Here is a 15,211-nt window from a genome sequence, read left to right as displayed (position 1 = left end):
CAGTGGCAGTGGCACCAACTCCCGGACCGGCGCCGGCACCGGCCGTTCCTCGATCACGCCAGGATCGGACCGTGCGCCCGCCGCCCCGGGGTCCCGCCCCCGCTTCCCGGGCTTCCGGCCCCCGCCCCCGCGAGCCGGCGGCGCCGAGCGGCAGCCGTCGCGCGCTAGTGGCTCGTCCCTCTCGTCCGGTTCGCCCACGCCCGGCGATGACGCCTTCCGCCCGGCCCCGCGCACCGGCACGTCCGGTGCGTCCAGCACGCCGGTCACGCCCGGTGCGCCCGCGCGCCCCGCGGAAGCCTTCGTCCCGCCCCCGCCGGCGGCCTCCGCCCGCTTCCCCGACGCCCCGCCCACCGCCGGGCGCGGGGGGTCCGTCGCAGGTCAGGACATGGGGGAGGCCGAGCAGGAGACGACCGCACGCCTGCGCCCCGTGCCGGCCGACCGGCCGCAGGCGACGCCCGGCGCCCCGCCCCGCCCGGCGACCGCACCCCCTGGCGCCGACACCCGGCACGCCACTACGGCGCCGCCCGTCACCCCCCGGCCGCCGGCCGCTGCCGCCGTCCCTCCGCCCCCGGCCGCCCCGCCGCGCCCCTCTGCGGCACCGGACCCCGCCGTGGCCCCCGACCCCGCCCTGTCGTGGAGCGCCGGCATGGCGCCCGGGGCGTACCTCGGCGCGAGCAGGCCCGTGGTGGCCTTCGGGGAGCCCGAGGGCTATGACGAGCGCGGGCGCGGACGGGCGCTCGGTGTCGTACGGGTGCGCCCGCGGACCGCCGTGGCCGCCGCGTGCGTCGTCCTCGGCATCGGACTCATCGGCGGTGCCGTGACCGGGAGTTGGCTCACCGGCGACTCCGACGAGGGCGGCGCGGCCGGCACCTTCGCGGCGGCCGGGGAGATGTGGCACAACGTCCCCGTCGACCAGCTGTTCCCGCCCACCGTGGAGGGCCGCGGTGCCGGACCCGGCGGCGCCGACCGCACCTGGACCCGGATCGCCGTGGCCCCGGACGGCGGCTGCGCCGACGCCTTCGACCCCCTGCTGCGCAAGTCGCTCACCCCGGTCGGCTGCGCCCGCCTGCTGCGCGCCACCTACACGGACGCCACCCAGACCTACGTCACCACCGTCGGGATGCTCTTCACCAAGGCCGACGCCGCCACCATGAGCGCGCTCGACGTCCGGTTCAAGAAGGCGGGACTCGACCGGCGCACCGACCTCGTGCCCCGCCCGTACGCGGCGAAGGGCACCGTCGCCGCGGCCTTCGGCGACAAGCAGCGTGCCTCGTGGACGCTGTCGGTGCTCACCGACGCCCCGGTCGTCGTCTACGCCGTCTCCGGCTGGGCCGACGGCCGCACCGTCGACGCCCCGCAGCCCGCCGCGGACGCGATGCAGCCGGGTGCCACCACGGCCGCGGCCCAGGCGGGCCTCGGGAACGAGGCCCAGGGCCTCGCCGACCGCATCGAGCGCGGCTTCCGCAAGACCGTCGGCTCGGCCACGGAGCAGCCGTCGTGAGGGCCAGGGCACGAGGTGCCGCGAGGCCCGCTGCGAACGCCGCCGAAGGCACGGCGAGCGCCGCCGCCGCTGTGGACGGCGCCCTCGAAGGCACGGCGAGCGCCGCTGCCGCTGTGGACGGCACCGCCGAGGGCGCCGCGCACGCCCCAGCGAGAGCGGCCGCGCGCGCCCGTGCGACAGCCGTCGTGGTGACCACTGCTGTGAGAGCCACCGTGACACGGACTCAGGCGGCCCCGGCGCCCGCCGAGGCGGCCTCCGCGCCCAGCGACGAGTCTCCGGCACCCGCCGAGGCGGCCCCCGCATCCGGCGAGGCGGCCCTCGTGTCCGCCGGTGCGCCCCCTGCCGCCGGCGAGGCCGCCCCCGCGCCCAACGGGGAGTCTCCGGTGCCTGCCGAGGCGGCCCTCACACCAAGCGAGGCGACCCCGGCACCCGAGGCGCCCCCAGCCTCCGGCGAGGCGGCCCTCGTGCCGAGCGAGGAGTCCCCGGCACCCACCGAGGCACCCCCCACACCCAGCGAAGCGGCCCCGGCACTCACCGAGGCGCCCCCCGCGCCCCCCGCCCCGCGCCCCGTCGCGACCCGGGACCTGCGCGGGCCGCGACGGGTCCGCCGGGCCGGCCGGGCCGGGAGGTCCGGCCGGGTCGGCGCAGTACGCGGCACCGGCGCCCTGAGTGTGCTCCTCGCCACCGCGCTCGCCCTCGTCCCGTCCACCGTCGCCCACGCCGACGGGATCCGGGCCCAGCAGTGGGCCCTGGAGGCCATGCACACCCAGGAGGCCTGGCGCACCACCAAGGGCAAGGGCATCACCGTCGCCGTCCTGGACACCGGCGTGGAGGCCGACCACCCCGACCTGGCCGGCAACGTCCTGCCCGCCAAGGACCTGATCGACTTCGGCGCCGAGCGCGGCGACCGGGCCTGGGCCCGCCACGGCACCGCCATGGCCGGCATCATCGCCGGTCACGGCCACGGCCCCGGCCACGCCGACGGCGTCATGGGCGTCGCCCCGCAGGCGCGGATCCTGCCCGTCCGGGTGATCCTCGAGGACGGCGACTCCGCCCGTGCCCGCGCCCGGGCCAGCCGTGGCAACGCCCTCGCCGACGGCATCCGCTGGGCCGCCGACCACGGCGCCGACGTCATCAACCTCTCCCTCGGCGACGACTCCGCCTCCGCCCACCCCGAGCCCGGCGAGGACGAGGCCGTCCAGTACGCGCTGAAGAAGGGCGTCGTCGTCGTCGCCTCGGCCGGCAACGGCGGCGAGAAGGGCGACCACATCTCCTACCCGGCCGCGTATCCGGGCGTGATCGCCGCGGCCGCCGTCGACCGCTACGGCACCCGTGCGTCCTTCTCCACCCGCCGCTGGTACGCCGCCGTCAGCGCGCCCGGCGTCGACATCGTGATCGCGGATCCCGACCACAGGTACTACGAGGGCTGGGGCACGAGCGCGGCCTCGGCCTTCGTCTCCGGCGCGGTCGCCCTGGTCAAGGCCGCCCACCCCGGCCTGACGCCCGCCCAGATCAAGCGGCTCCTGGAGGACACGGCACGGGACGCCCCGGTCGACGGCCGCGACGACTCCCGCGGCTTCGGCTTCGTCGACCCCGCCGCCGCCATCCGCGCCGCGGGCCGCCTCCAGCCGGGGGACCTCCACGCGGCCGCCTACGGCGACAAGTACTTCGGCCCCGGCCCGGACACCGCCTCGGCGGCCGACGACGCGGCCGACTGGGCCGGCCCCCTCGCGGGCGGCGTCGGCGGAGTGCTGCTGGTCGCCGCGGTCGTCCTGTGGCGGGGCCGCCGCGAGGAACACGACGGCTTCTGACACCGCACGGCCCGGCCCGGGGGATCCGTCGTGACCCCGCAATCCGAACCCCGCGCCCCGAACCCCGCAACCCGAACCCCGCGCCCCGCACCTCAAACCCCGCCCCCCGCAAGCCAAAGCGCCGGGGCGCCGGGGCGCCGGTGCACCGGCCTCACGCACCCCCGGCGAACACGGACACCGCCGCCCGGGCCGCCGACTCCACCAGGGCGACGCCCTGCTCCTTCGTGGCGTTGCCGTGCGACAGCGCGGCCACCAGGCGGGTGCCCCCGGCGGCCGTCACCCGCCCGACGCTGTGGACGACCCACAGCCCGGTCGCGCTCCGCGGCAGCCAGCCGTTCTTCAGGGCCCACGCGGAGCCGTCGGCGGCGGCGGAGACCCCCCAGTCCTGGCCCTCGGCGATCCGCTCCATCAGGCCCTGGAGGTACGTACGCGAGGCCGCGCTCAGCTCCGACTCGTCCCCGAACACCTGCCGGAGCAGGGTCAGCTGGTCGGCGGCCGTGGTCCGGGTCAGTCCCCACAGGCCGCCCTCGCCCCCTGTGGTGCCGGTGAGCCCGAGGCGCGCGTGGGCCGCGTCGAGCCCGGCGGCCCCGCCGATGCTCCGCCACAGCGCCGACGCGGAGTCGTTGTCGCTGTGCCCGATCATCGCGGCGGCGTACGCCCTCTCCCGCGCCGTCAGCCCGCGGCCCGCGTCCTGCGCCTGGAGCAGCAGGGCCGCCAGGATGCCGACCTTGACGACGCTCGCCGTGACGAAGGTCCCCTCGCCGTACCCGGCGCTCTGCCCGGAGTCCGCGTCCAGGACCGCCACGGACACGGCCGCGCCCTCCGCCACGGGCACCGGCCTCATCGCCGCGGCCAGCCGCGCCCCCGGGGCCCCCGCGGAACCCGTGGGATCCGTCACCGCCACCGCACGCCTCCCCGCTCACCGCCGCCCGACGCCGGGCCCGACGGCGCCGCCGACGACGACACGGCGCCCGCACCCGTCGGTCCCAGCTTCCCAGGGCCCGCACCGGGAGCGCGGCACCCCCCGGATAGGGTCGGGGCCGTGGCGAACAAGAACATTCCCGACCCCGGCTTCTCCGACGACGACGGTTCCGCCGACCCCCGGCTGAGCGCGGCGCTCGCCGCCTGGGCCGAGGACCGCACCGCCGTGGGCCCCGTCCTGGAGGCGCTCAAGGGCGCCCGGCTGCTCGTTCCCGTCGTGGCCGTGCTCGGCGAGGTGGAGGAGGACGAGAACGGGCTGCGCCGCGAGAAGACCAGCGACATGGCCGTCCCCACGCTGAAGGCCGGTCACCGCACGGCGCTTCCCGCCTTCACCTCCACCGACTCCCTGGCCCGCTGGGACCCGGGGGCGCGCCCCGTCGCCGTACCGCTGCACCAGGCACTGGAGGCCGCGGCGCACGAGAAGGCGGACACGGTCGTCCTGGACATGGCCGGGCCGGTCCCCTTCGAGCTGACCGGGTCCGCGCTGCTCGCGCTCGCCGAGGGCCGGACGACGGCGGATCCGCTCGCCGACCCGGCCGTGGTGGCGGCGGTGCGGGAGGCCGTGGCCGCCGAGCCGGGCGTGCTCCGCGCGCACCTGGGGCCGGGGGAGGCCGACGGCACCCTCGCCCTCGTCCTCGACCCCTCCGCGGCGCCCGCCGAGACCGCCCGGGCCGTCGCGGAGAACCTCGCCGCCAGCGAGACGCTGCGGGCCCGCCTGGTGCGCGGCCTCGACCTGGCACTGCTGCCCGCCGGGGCGACGCCGCCGGGCGAGCCCTTGTACGTGAAGGAGTAGGCCGGCCTCAGCGGGCCCCGGCCCGCTTCAGCCCGTTGCGTAGGCCCGTCCGCTCGGCCGTCCCGCCAGTGCGTCCCCGCGTCGCGTGCCGCCGGTGCGTCCCGCGGTCCACGCCGCCGGTGCGTCCCCCAGCGTGTGCGGCCGAGCCGTACCGCGGTCCGCGCGGCCGCCGCCCCGCCGGTGCTTCCCGGCCGGGGGCCCGGTTCAGCCGTAGACCGGCCCCGTGTACTTCTCGCCCGGGCCCTGGCCCGGCTCGTCCGGGACGACCGACGCCTCGCGGAACGCCAGCTGCAGCGACTTCAGGCCGTCGCGCAGCGGCGCCGCGTGGAAGGAGCTGATCTCGGTCGCGCTCGCGTCCAGCAGGCCCGCGAGGGCGGTCACCAGCTTGCGGGCCTCGTCCAGGTCCTTGTACTTGTCGCCCTCCTCGGTCAGGCCGAGCTTCACGGCGGCGGCGCTCATCAGGTTGACGGCGACCGTCACGATCACCTCGACCGCGGGGACCTCGGCGATGTCGCGGGCCATGGCGTCGAAGTCGGCGTTCTCAGGAGGGGTCTCACTCATGGCGCACACGATAGGCGGTCGCGGCGGCGGCTCCTCAATTAGCCCTTGTCAAGCGATACTGCTAACCTTGTTCACGACCGGCCGGACACCGATGTGTGCTCGGCCCACAAGTGGAGGCTCCGATCTCCCACCCGACCGTCCTCCGGGACGGCGGGTCACCCGGTCAGACGGCCACCATCGTTCCGTACGGACGATGGAGCCGTCCGAATCGCGCCCCGCGGCCATCGCGGCGGTGCTCCGGTAGCAATGGGAGCCCCGCCTGTGATCGTCCGGGGCATTTTTACTGCTTCGGCGCGGTTAGGTCTATCGAACACAGTTGTACGCGGCAGTCCGCCAGGCCGTCGCGTGGTGCTACCGAGGAGGATCCATCAGCGCCGAGCCCCGCATCAACGACCGGATTCGCGTTCCCGAGGTGCGACTTGTCGGTCCCAGTGGCGAGCAGGTCGGCATCGTGCCGCTTGCCAAGGCCCTGGAGCTTGCGCAGGAGTACGACCTGGACCTGGTCGAGGTCGCGGCGAACGCCCGTCCGCCCGTGTGCAAGCTCATGGACTACGGGAAGTTCAAGTACGAGTCGGCCATGAAGGCCCGTGAGGCGCGCAAGAACCAGGCGCACACGGTCATCAAGGAGATGAAGCTCCGGCCGAAGATCGACCCGCACGACTATGACACCAAGAAGGGTCACGTCGTCCGGTTCCTCAAGCAGGGCGACAAGGTCAAGATCACGATCATGTTCCGTGGTCGCGAGCAGTCCCGGCCCGAGCTGGGCTACCGGCTGCTGCAGCGGCTCGCGGAGGACGTCCAGGACCTCGGCTTCGTGGAGTCGAACCCGAAGCAGGACGGCCGAAACATGATCATGGTTCTCGGTCCGCACAAGAAGAAGACCGAGGCGATGGCCGAGGCCCGCCAGGCGCAGGAGGCCCGCAAGGCCGACGCGAAGGCGAACCCCGGTCGTTCGCAGAACGCCGCCGACGCCCAGTCCGAAGAGGCTCCGGCCGAGGCTTCCGCCGAGGCGTGATCCCCGGGACACCCCGTCCCAGGACGTAACCGATACAAGAGCGACTCCACCGTGCCCGGTTTCACGACCGGGCACCGGAGCGCCACCGACGAGGAGAGAACGGCGCTATGCCGAAGAACAAGTCGCACAGCGGTGCCAGCAAGCGCTTCAAGGTCACCGGCTCCGGCAAGGTGCTCCGTGAGCGCGCCGGCAAGCGCCACCTGCTCGAGCACAAGTCGTCCCGCGTGACGCGTCGCCTCACCGGCAACGCCGAGATGGCCCCGGGCGACGCCGCGAAGATCAAGAAGCTTCTCGGCAAGTGACGCCGCGGCGCCGCCTGAGCGCCGTACGTCTGGACCGGGACCCAATCGTTTCCGGGCCGTGTGACGACACCCACGGCCCCGCTACAAGGAGTTAATCAAGTGGCACGCGTCAAGCGGGCAGTCAACGCCCACAAGAAGCGCCGGGCGATCCTCGAGCAGGCCTCCGGCTACCGCGGTCAGCGTTCGCGCCTGTACCGCAAGGCCAAGGAGCAGGTCACCCACTCGCTGGTCTACAACTACAACGACCGGAAGAAGCGCAAGGGCGACTTCCGTCAGCTGTGGATCCAGCGCATCAACGCCGCTGCCCGCGCCAACGGCATGACCTACAACCGCTTCATCCAGGGTCTGAAGGCCGCGAACGTCGAGGTCGACCGCAAGATCCTGGCCGAGCTGGCCGTCAACGACGCCGGTGCGTTCGCCGCGCTGGTCGAGGTCGCCCAGAAGGCGCTGCCGAGCGACGTCAACGCGCCCAAGGCTGCGTGACGCCCCGCCGGCCACACGCCGACGTGACGTAGGGACCCGCAGGCCGGACCGGTCTGCGGGTCCCCTTGTGTCCGAAGTAGCTGCGAAGGTGAACCCATGCCCCCCGCCAGCCCCGAGCTGATCTCCCCCCGCTCGCCCCGTGTCGGCGCCGCCCGGCGGCTCGCCAAGCGGAACTTCCGGGGCAAGGAGCGGCTGTTCCTCGCGGAGGGCCCCCAGGCCGTGCGGGAGGCGGCCGCGCACCGCGCCGACGGCACCCCGACGCTCGTCGAGCTGTTCACCACCGTGGAGGCGGCCGAGCGGTACGCCGACATCGTCGGCGAGGCCCGCGCCGCCGGCGCCCGGGTGCACCTGGCCGCCGAGCAGGTCATCGCCGACATCTCCACCACCGTCACCCCGCAGGGCCTGGTCGGCGTCTGCCGCTTCCTCGACACCCCGTTCGAGGAGATCCTCGGCGCCCGTCCCCGCCTCGTCGCCGTCCTCGCGCACGTCCGCGACCCGGGGAACGCCGGCACCGTCCTGCGCTGCGCCGACGCCGCCGGCGCCGACGCCGTCGTCCTCACCGACGCCTCCGTCGACCTGTACAACCCCAAGGCCGTCCGCGCCTCCGTCGGCTCGCTCTTCCACCTGCCCGTGGCCGTGGGCGTCCCCGTCGAGCGGGCGGTGGCGGGCCTGAAGGCCGCCGGGGTCCGCGTCCTCGCCGCCGACGGCGCCGGCCCGCACGACCTCGACGACGAGCTCGACCGGGGCACCATGGGCGGCCCCACCGCCTGGGTCTTCGGCAACGAGGCCTGGGGCCTGCCGGAGGAGACCCGCGCCCTCGCCGACGCCGTGGTCCGCGTCCCGATCCACGGAAAGGCCGAGAGCCTGAACCTCGCCACCGCCGCGGCCGTATGTCTCTACGCGTCGGCGCGTGCACAGCGTGCCTGACGGAGGGTGCCGCTCCGTCACCGAGAGCTAGTAGGGTGACCAGCCCGGGGGCGTCCCCCCAGGCTTCCGCTTCGCTCGGACACGCGGCGGGGGCACTCCCGGCGCAGGCTGAGAGGTGGGGTACGGGGATGAGCGTCGGCACGAGCAGCGCACCGGGCACACGAAACGCGCGCCCCGCGTCCACGCCCCGGCACGATGACCCCGCCGGTCTCGGCATCGACCCCGACGACCTGCCCGACGGCCTGGTGATCGCCGACGAGCGGGGACGCGTCGTCTGCTTCAACGCCGCCGCCGCCCGCATCACCGCCGTGCCCGCCGAGGAGGCCCTCGGCCGCCGGCTGGAGAAGGCGCTGCCGTTAGAGGACCTGGAGGGCCGGCGCTGGTGGCAGCTGACCGACCCCTACGGCGGCCTGGCCATCCGCGTCGGACAGCCCGAGCGCAACCTCCTGCTGCACGGCGGCCGGGAGGTCCTGGTCTCGGCGAAGTACGTCCGCACCCACCCCACCGGCCCCGTCCGCCGCGTCGTCGTCTCGCTGCGCGACACAGAGGCCCGCCGCCGCACCGAGCGCAGCCACGCCGAGCTGATCGCCACCGTGGCGCACGAGCTGCGCTCCCCGCTGACCTCCGTCAAGGGCTTCACCGCCACCCTGCTCGCCAAGTGGGAGAGGTTCACCGACGACCAGAAGCGGCTGATGCTGGAGACCGTCGACGCCGACGCGGACCGCGTCACCCGCCTGATCGCCGAGCTGCTCGACATCTCCCGCATCGACTCCGGCCGGCTGGAGGTGCGCCGCCAGCTGATCGACATAGGCGCCGCGGTCGGCCGGCACATCCAGGCGTACGTCGCCGCCGGACAGCCCGCCGACCGCTTCCTGCTGCGGATCGAGCAGCCGCTGCCCACCCTGTGGGCCGACCCCGACAAGATCGACCAGGTGCTCAGCAACCTGATCGAAAATGCCGTGCGGCACGGCGAGGGAACCGTCACCATAGACATCACGCCCTCGGTGTCCCCGCGCGACGGGGAAGAGGAAGAGAACACCGCCACGTCGGTCACGGTGAGCGACGAGGGCCCCGGCATCCCGGAGGAGTCCATGAACCGCGTCTTCACCCGCTTCTGGCGGGGCAGCAAGCGCGGCGGCACCGGCCTCGGGCTCTACATCGTCAAGGGCATCGTCGAGGTGCACGGCGGCACCATCACGGTCGGACGCGCCCCCGGCGGCGGCGCGCAGTTCCGATTTACCCTGCCCGTGGGCACCCCGGCACACCTGCTCTGAGCACCGGCCGAGGCCCCACGGGCGCATCACCTTGACCCGGCCCCGTTAGACTCGGCCTTTGGCACCTTTGCGTCCCAAAAACAGTGGCGGCCCGTCTCGCCATCGAAGACGGTCCGTCCGCGAGTCGCTGACGGGACCTCCAGCCAGCCAATCGGAAGCACGGGAAGAGATGTCGGCACCCAATAAGTCGTACGACCCTGTCGAGGTCGAGGCGTTGAAACCGGAAGAGATCGAGCGCATGCGGGACGAGGCGCTCGCCGCCTTCGCCGCCGCGGACTCCCTCGACGCGCTCCACGAGGCCAAGGTCGCCCACACCGGCCCCGCCTCCCCGCTGGCTCTCGCCAACCGCGAGATCGGCGCCCTGCCCCCGCACGCCAAGGCCGACGCCGGCAAGCGCGTGGGCCAGGCCCGCGGCGCGGTGAACAAGGGCCTCGCCGCCCGGCAGAGCGAGCTGGAGGCGGAGCGCGACGCCCGGGTGCTGGTGGAGGAGGACGTCGACGTCACGCTGCCGTACGACCGCGTCCCCTCCGGCGCCCGGCACCCGCTCACCACGCTCTCCGAGCGCATCGAGGACATCTTCGTGGCCATGGGCTACGAGGTCGCCGAGGGCCCGCAGGTCGAGGCGGAGTGGTTCAACTTCGACGCCCTCAACATCGGCCCGGACCACCCGGCCCGCGGCGAGGCCGACACGTTCTTCGTGCAGACCCCGTCCGGCGGCGGCTCCGCCGCGGGCGACGGCGGCACCGAGTCCGGCGTCGTGCTGCGCACCCACACCTCGCCGGTGCAGATCCGCTCCCTGCTCGACCGCGAGCTGCCGGTCTACGTGATCTGCCCCGGCCGCGTGTACCGCACCGACGAGCTGGACGCCACCCACACGCCCGTCTTCCACCAGGTCGAGCTGCTCGCCGTCGACGAGGGCCTGACCATGGCCGACCTGAAGGGCACCCTGGACCACATGGTCCAGTCGCTGTTCGGCGAGGGCATGAAGACCCGGCTGCGGCCGAACTTCTTCCCCTTCACCGAGCCGAGCGCCGAGATGGACATGCTCTGCTACGTGTGCAAGGGCGAGTCCGTCGGCAACCCCGACCGCCCCTGCCGCACCTGCTCGTCCGAGGGCTGGATCGAGCTCGGCGGCTGCGGCATGGTCAACCCGCGGGTGCTCACCGCCTGCGGCGTCGACCCGGAGAAGTACAGCGGCTTCGCCTTCGGGTTCGGCATCGAGCGGATGCTGATGTTCCGCCACAACGTCGAGGACATGCGAGACATGGTCGAGGGTGACGTCCGGTTCACCCGGCCGTTCGGGATGGAGATCTGATGCGGGTCCCGCTTTCTTGGCTGCGGGAGTACGTCGACCTGCCGGCGACCGAGTCCGGGCGCGACGTCCAGGCCAAGCTCATTTCGGCCGGTCTGGAGGTCGAGACCGTCGAGCAGCTCGGCGCCGACCTCAAGGGGCCGCTGGTCGTCGGCCAGGTGCTGACCATCGAGGAGCTGGAGGGCTTCAAGAAGCCGATCCGCTTCTGCACCGTCGACGTCGGCACCGCCAACGGCACCGGTGAGCCGCAGGAGATCGTCTGCGGCGCCCGCAACTTCGCCGTCGGCGACAAGGTCGTCGTGGTCCTGCCGGGTGCGGTGCTTCCCGGCGGCTTCGCGATCTCCGCGCGCAAGACCTACGGCAAGACCTCCCACGGCATGATCTGCTCCAGCGACGAGCTGGGCATGGGCGACGACGGCACCCACGGCATCATCGTGCTGCCGCCGGAGACCGAGGTCGGCAGGGACGCGATCGAGCTGCTGGAACTGGTCGACGAGGTGCTGGACATCGCCGTCACCGCCAACCGCGGCGACTGCCTGTCCATCCGCGGCGTCGCCCGCGAGACCGCCATCGCCTACGGCCTGCCGCTGCGCGACCCGGCCCTGATCGACGTACCGGCCCCCAACGCGTTCGGCTACCCCGTCCAGGTCTCCGAACCCTTCGGCTGCGACCGCTTCACCGCTCGGACCGTCACCGGCCTGAGCCCCGAGGCGCGCTCCCCGATCTGGCTCCAGCGCCGGCTGCAGAAGGTCGGCATGCGGCCGATCTCGCTCGCCGTCGACGTCACGAACTACGTGATGATGGAGCTGGGCCAGCCCCTGCACGCCTACGACCGCAGGCTGGTCCAGGGCACCATCGGCGTACGCCGGGCAGCGGAGGGCGAGAAGCTCGCCACCCTCGACGGCGTCGAGCGCACGCTGCACGTCGAGGACCTGGTCATCACCGACGAGCGCGGCCCGATCGGTCTCGCGGGCGTCATGGGCGGCGCCGACACCGAGATCGCCGATCACGAGGACTGGGAAAACGCCACGACCGACGTGGTCATCGAAGCGGCGCACTTCGACGCCGTGTCGATCGCGCGCACGGCCCGCCGTCACAAGCTGTCCTCGGAGGCCTCCCGGCGCTTCGAGCGGGGTGTCGACCCGCAGGCCGCCGCCGCCGCGGCCCAGCGCACCGTCGACCTGCTCGTGCTCCTCGCGGGCGGCACCGCCGAGGCCGGCGTCACCGAGGTCGCCGCGGCCACCGCGCCGGGCACGATCACCGTCCCGGCCGACCACCCGGACAAGGTCGCGGGCGTGGTGTACGGCCGCGAGACCGTCGTCCGGCGGCTCCAGGAGATCGGCTGCGACGTCTACGGACAGGACGAGCTGGTCGTCACCGTCCCGTCCTGGCGGCCCGACCTGACCGACCCGAACGACCTGGCCGAAGAGGTCATCCGCCTGGAGGGCTACGAGAACCTGCCCTCCACGCTGCCCAAGCCCCCCTCCGGGCGAGGCCTGACCCACCGGCAGCGGCTGCACCGCAGGATCGGCCGGGTCCTGGCCGGCGCGGGCTACGTCGAGGCGCTGAACTACCCGTTCGTCGCCGAGCAGGTCTTCGACCAACTCGGCCTGGCGGCCGACGACCCGGCCCGCCGCGTCGTCAGGCTGACCAACCCGCTCAACGACGAGGAGCCCGCGCTCCGCACGACGCTGCTGCCCGGCCTGCTGGGCGCCCTGCGCCGCAACGACGGCCGCGGCTCGCACGATCTGGCCCTGTTCGAGACCGGCCTGGTCTTCCAGCCGCGCGACGACCAGCGCACCGGCGTGCACCTGCCCGTCGACCGGCGCCCCACCGACGAGGAGATCGCCGAGCTGGACGCCGCGCTGCCGGAGCAGCCGCGCCACGTGGCCGTCGTCCTCACGGGGGCCCGCGAGCAGGCCGGCTGGTGGGGCAGGGGCCGCCCGGCCGACTGGGCCGACGCCGTCGAGGCCGCGCGCGCCGTCGCCGGCGAGGCGGGCGCCGAACTGGTCGTCCGCAAGGGCCAGTACGGCCCGTGGCACCCGGGCCGCTGCGCCGAGCTGGTGCTCGCGGTGGACGGCACGGAGCGGGTCGTGGGCCACGCGGGCGAGCTGCACCCGCGCGTGGTGAAGGCACTCGGCCTGCCGGAGCGCACCAGCGCGATGGAGCTGAACCTCGACGTCCTGGAGCAGGTCGGCGACGACACCCCGCAGGCGCCGAGCATCTCCACCTTCCCGGTGGCCACGCAGGACGTCGCCCTCGTCGTCGACCGGCCGGTCCCGCACGCCGAGGTCGAGGCCGCGCTGCGCGAGGGCGCCGGTGAACTGCTGGAGTCCATCCGGCTGTTCGACGTCTACGAGAACGACGACCAGCTCGGCGAGGGCAGGAAGTCGCTGGCGTACGCGCTGCGCTTCCGCGCGGCGGACCGGACGCTGACGGTCGACGAGGCGTCCGCGGCCCGGGACGCGGCGGTCGCGCTGGCCGCCGAGCGCACCGGGGCCGTGCTGCGGAGCTGACGCGGCGCCGCCGCCGGACCGAGGCGGCGGGAGTGGGGGATCGCGGGGTCGACCCGCGGTCCCCCGCGCCCTGTCGAGGCCCTGTCAGGCCCTGTCGAGATGCGCGGCGCACGGGCCCTGGGCTGCATAAATGCAGCCCCTTCGAAGATCCCTCACTCGTTCGGGTGGCAACTCCCCTCGATCCGGCCCAGACCGGGTGCACGCTCGACAGAATCGGACCGGCCTTTCGGGGCCGGTCTGCGCTGTCAGGGCCTGTATGGGGGGCCATGGGCATGATCCGCATCAAGGCTGGGACCGCGCGCGGCGCGTGGTCCCGTATGGACTCCCGGACATCCGCCCGGAGAGGGCTTCCGGCGTGGGTGCGGTCCGGCATCCGGCGTCCCGGTCGCACGCTCCGCGGCCCGTCCGGCCACCGGCCGCCGAGCCGGACCGTCGCCCTGGGGGCGCCCGCGGCCTGGGGCGCCATGGCGGCCACGTACCGGCTGGCCTGCCCGCTCGCCCAGCAGAGCGGGTTCGGCGCCCGTCTCGTCACCAGCGCCGTCTTCCTCGCCGTGGGCACCGGGCTCGTCCTGCACGTCCGGCGGGTCCTGCTGCGCGAACTGCGCCGGGCCCACGCGGTCGCGGGCGCCGCCCAGAGCGTGCTGCTGCGGCCGCTGCCGCCCCGCGTCGACGGACTGAGCGTCGCGGCCGCCCAGTTGTCCGCGGACCGCGGGGCCGCCATCGGCGGCGACCTGTACGAGGTGATCGCCACCGAGCACGGCGTCCGCGTGGTCATGGGGGACGTCCGGGGACACGGGCTCGCGGCGATCGGCACCGTGGCCGCCGTCCTCGGCAGCTTCCGCGAGGCCGGGTACGACGAGGCCGAACTCGCCGGTGTGCTGCGGCGGCTGGAGCGGGCACTGGCCAGGCACCTGCGCGAGCGGGCCCGCGCCGGACCCGCCCCGGCAGGTGTGGAACCGGAGCACCCGGTGGCCGAGGAGTTCGTCACCGTCCTGCTGCTGGAGATCGACGCCGACGGCGAGATGCGCGCCCTCAACTGCGGCCATCCCTGGCCCTATGTGCTGAGCGGCCCCGGCGTGGACCCGCTGTCCGGGACCGAACCCCTGCCCCCGCTCGGCCTGTTCCCCCTGCCGGCCGAGCTGTCCGCGCCCTCCGCGGGCCGTCTGCGTCCGGGACAGACCCTGGTCCTCTACACGGACGGCGTCGAGGACGCCCGGGACCACCGGGGCCGCTTCTTCCCGCTGCCCGCGGTCCTGGCCGAGTCGGCGCGGGACCGGCCCTTCTCACCGCGCACCGTGCTCCGCACCGTCTTCGCCCGGCTCCTGCACCACACCGGGGAACGCCCGGCCGACGACGTGGCGGTCCTGGTCCTGCACAACGACCGGCCCCTGCCGACCCGCGCCGGCGCCACGGGGGCGCGGGAGGCCACCGAGGCGCGGATGTGCCGCGGGGCGCGACCGGCGCCCACCAACCCCTAGCGTCCGCCGTGGACGGCCCCGGCCTCCCGACCGCGCGCCCCGCCGGCCGACGGCCGCGCCGTCCGCCCCGCCACGGAGTGTCGGGCAGGCAGCTGAGCGGACGGCGCGCAAGCGGGCCGCCGCACTGTACGAGGGGGAGCCGGCGGCCCGTGCCGGCCTCTTGCGAGGCATCTCAGTCAACCGGCCCGGAACTCTCCGCGACAGCGCGCGCACAGCTCGGGTTCGCGCACTCCGTTCACACCCCGTGTGAAGCCGAA

12 protein-coding genes and 1 pseudogene are annotated in these 15,211 nt (G+C 74.6%); 11 read left to right on the top strand and 2 right to left on the bottom strand.

Translation table 11 applies throughout. From position 1 onward, the window contains the following. The first annotated feature begins 385 nt into the window (after positions 1-385). Positions 386-1,501 (top strand): hypothetical protein, encoded by a 1,116-nt coding sequence (locus ACIPM1_RS14080; protein WP_402433477.1) that lies wholly within the window; start codon positions 386-388, stop codon positions 1,499-1,501. A 665-nt stretch (positions 1,502-2,166) separates the two neighbouring features. Then, positions 2,167-3,312 carry a type VII secretion-associated serine protease mycosin gene (gene mycP / locus ACIPM1_RS14075; RefSeq protein ID WP_402433993.1) on the top strand — a complete coding sequence of 382 codons (1,146 nt, stop codon included), beginning with the start codon at positions 2,167-2,169 and terminating at the stop codon, positions 3,310-3,312. 151 nt (positions 3,313-3,463) lie between these two features. Here mycP and ACIPM1_RS14070 read toward each other — a convergent pair whose 3' ends face one another. Beyond that, positions 3,464-4,210 (bottom strand): serine hydrolase, encoded by a 747-nt coding sequence (locus tag ACIPM1_RS14070; RefSeq protein WP_402433474.1) that lies wholly within the window; start codon positions 4,208-4,210, stop codon positions 3,464-3,466. A 144-nt stretch (positions 4,211-4,354) separates the two neighbouring features. Here ACIPM1_RS14070 and ACIPM1_RS14065 point away from each other — a divergent pair, with 144 nt between their 5' ends. Next, the gene (locus ACIPM1_RS14065; RefSeq protein WP_402433472.1) at positions 4,355-5,086 is read left to right on the top strand and encodes an SseB family protein; all 732 of its coding nucleotides are present in this window, start codon (positions 4,355-4,357) and stop codon (positions 5,084-5,086) included. A gap of 204 nt (positions 5,087-5,290) precedes the next feature. On the opposite strand, the gene ACIPM1_RS14060 is transcribed toward ACIPM1_RS14065, so the two are convergent. Continuing rightward, positions 5,291-5,647, bottom strand: a complete 357-nt coding sequence (locus tag ACIPM1_RS14060) for a DUF1844 domain-containing protein (RefSeq protein WP_356190052.1) — start codon at positions 5,645-5,647, stop codon at positions 5,291-5,293. Between the two features lie 367 nt (positions 5,648-6,014). Here ACIPM1_RS14060 and infC point away from each other — a divergent pair, with 367 nt between their 5' ends. From infC to ACIPM1_RS14020, 8 genes and pseudogenes are all read left to right on the top strand, one after another. After that, positions 6,015-6,662 carry a translation initiation factor IF-3 gene (infC, locus tag ACIPM1_RS14055; RefSeq protein WP_356190095.1) on the top strand — a complete coding sequence of 216 codons (648 nt, stop codon included), beginning with the start codon at positions 6,015-6,017 and terminating at the stop codon, positions 6,660-6,662. A 107-nt stretch (positions 6,663-6,769) separates the two neighbouring features. Beyond that, positions 6,770-6,964, top strand: coding sequence for a 50S ribosomal protein L35 (gene rpmI / locus ACIPM1_RS14050; RefSeq protein WP_004933563.1), 195 nt, complete (start codon positions 6,770-6,772; stop codon positions 6,962-6,964). Between the two features lie 99 nt (positions 6,965-7,063). Further along, positions 7,064-7,447, top strand: a complete 384-nt coding sequence (gene rplT / locus ACIPM1_RS14045; protein ID WP_003989074.1) for a 50S ribosomal protein L20 — start codon at positions 7,064-7,066, stop codon at positions 7,445-7,447. A 96-nt stretch (positions 7,448-7,543) separates the two neighbouring features. Next, positions 7,544-8,405: pseudogene (locus tag ACIPM1_RS14040) on the top strand (TrmH family RNA methyltransferase). A gap of 97 nt (positions 8,406-8,502) precedes the next feature. Then, positions 8,503-9,648 carry an ATP-binding protein gene (locus tag ACIPM1_RS14035; RefSeq protein WP_402433468.1) on the top strand — a complete coding sequence of 382 codons (1,146 nt, stop codon included), beginning with the start codon at positions 8,503-8,505 and terminating at the stop codon, positions 9,646-9,648. Between the two features lie 169 nt (positions 9,649-9,817). After that, complete coding sequence (gene pheS / locus ACIPM1_RS14030) at positions 9,818-10,963, top strand: phenylalanine--tRNA ligase subunit alpha (RefSeq protein WP_402433465.1); 1,146 nt, start codon at positions 9,818-9,820, stop codon at positions 10,961-10,963. Then, positions 10,963-13,476 (top strand): phenylalanine--tRNA ligase subunit beta, encoded by a 2,514-nt coding sequence (gene pheT, locus ACIPM1_RS14025; protein ID WP_402433462.1) that lies wholly within the window; start codon positions 10,963-10,965, stop codon positions 13,474-13,476. The genes pheS and pheT overlap by 1 nt, the downstream gene beginning before the upstream one ends. A gap of 464 nt (positions 13,477-13,940) precedes the next feature. After that, complete coding sequence (locus ACIPM1_RS14020) at positions 13,941-14,954, top strand: PP2C family protein-serine/threonine phosphatase (protein ID WP_356190065.1); 1,014 nt, start codon at positions 13,941-13,943, stop codon at positions 14,952-14,954. The last annotated feature ends 257 nt before the right edge of the window (positions 14,955-15,211 follow it).

It is taken from the genome of Streptomyces sp. NPDC086766 (genome assembly GCF_044746005.1).
Taxonomy (GTDB): domain Bacteria; phylum Actinomycetota; class Actinomycetes; order Streptomycetales; family Streptomycetaceae; genus Streptomyces.
This window is presented reverse-complemented; position numbering and strand designations above follow the sequence as displayed.

Coding starts and splice junctions, on each gene's coding strand:
- ACIPM1_RS14080 (WP_402433477.1), top strand. CDS start 386: ATGGGGGAGGCCGAGCAGGAGACGACCGCACGCCTGCGCCCCGTGCCG.
- ACIPM1_RS14035 (WP_402433468.1), top strand. CDS start 8,503: ATGAGCGTCGGCACGAGCAGCGCACCGGGCACACGAAACGCGCGCCCC.
- pheS (WP_402433465.1), top strand. CDS start 9,818: ATGTCGGCACCCAATAAGTCGTACGACCCTGTCGAGGTCGAGGCGTTG.
- pheT (WP_402433462.1), top strand. CDS start 10,963: ATGCGGGTCCCGCTTTCTTGGCTGCGGGAGTACGTCGACCTGCCGGCG.
- ACIPM1_RS14060 (WP_356190052.1), bottom strand. CDS start 5,647: ATGAGTGAGACCCCTCCTGAGAACGCCGACTTCGACGCCATGGCCCGC.
- rpmI (WP_004933563.1), top strand. CDS start 6,770: ATGCCGAAGAACAAGTCGCACAGCGGTGCCAGCAAGCGCTTCAAGGTC.
- ACIPM1_RS14020 (WP_356190065.1), top strand. CDS start 13,941: ATGGCGGCCACGTACCGGCTGGCCTGCCCGCTCGCCCAGCAGAGCGGG.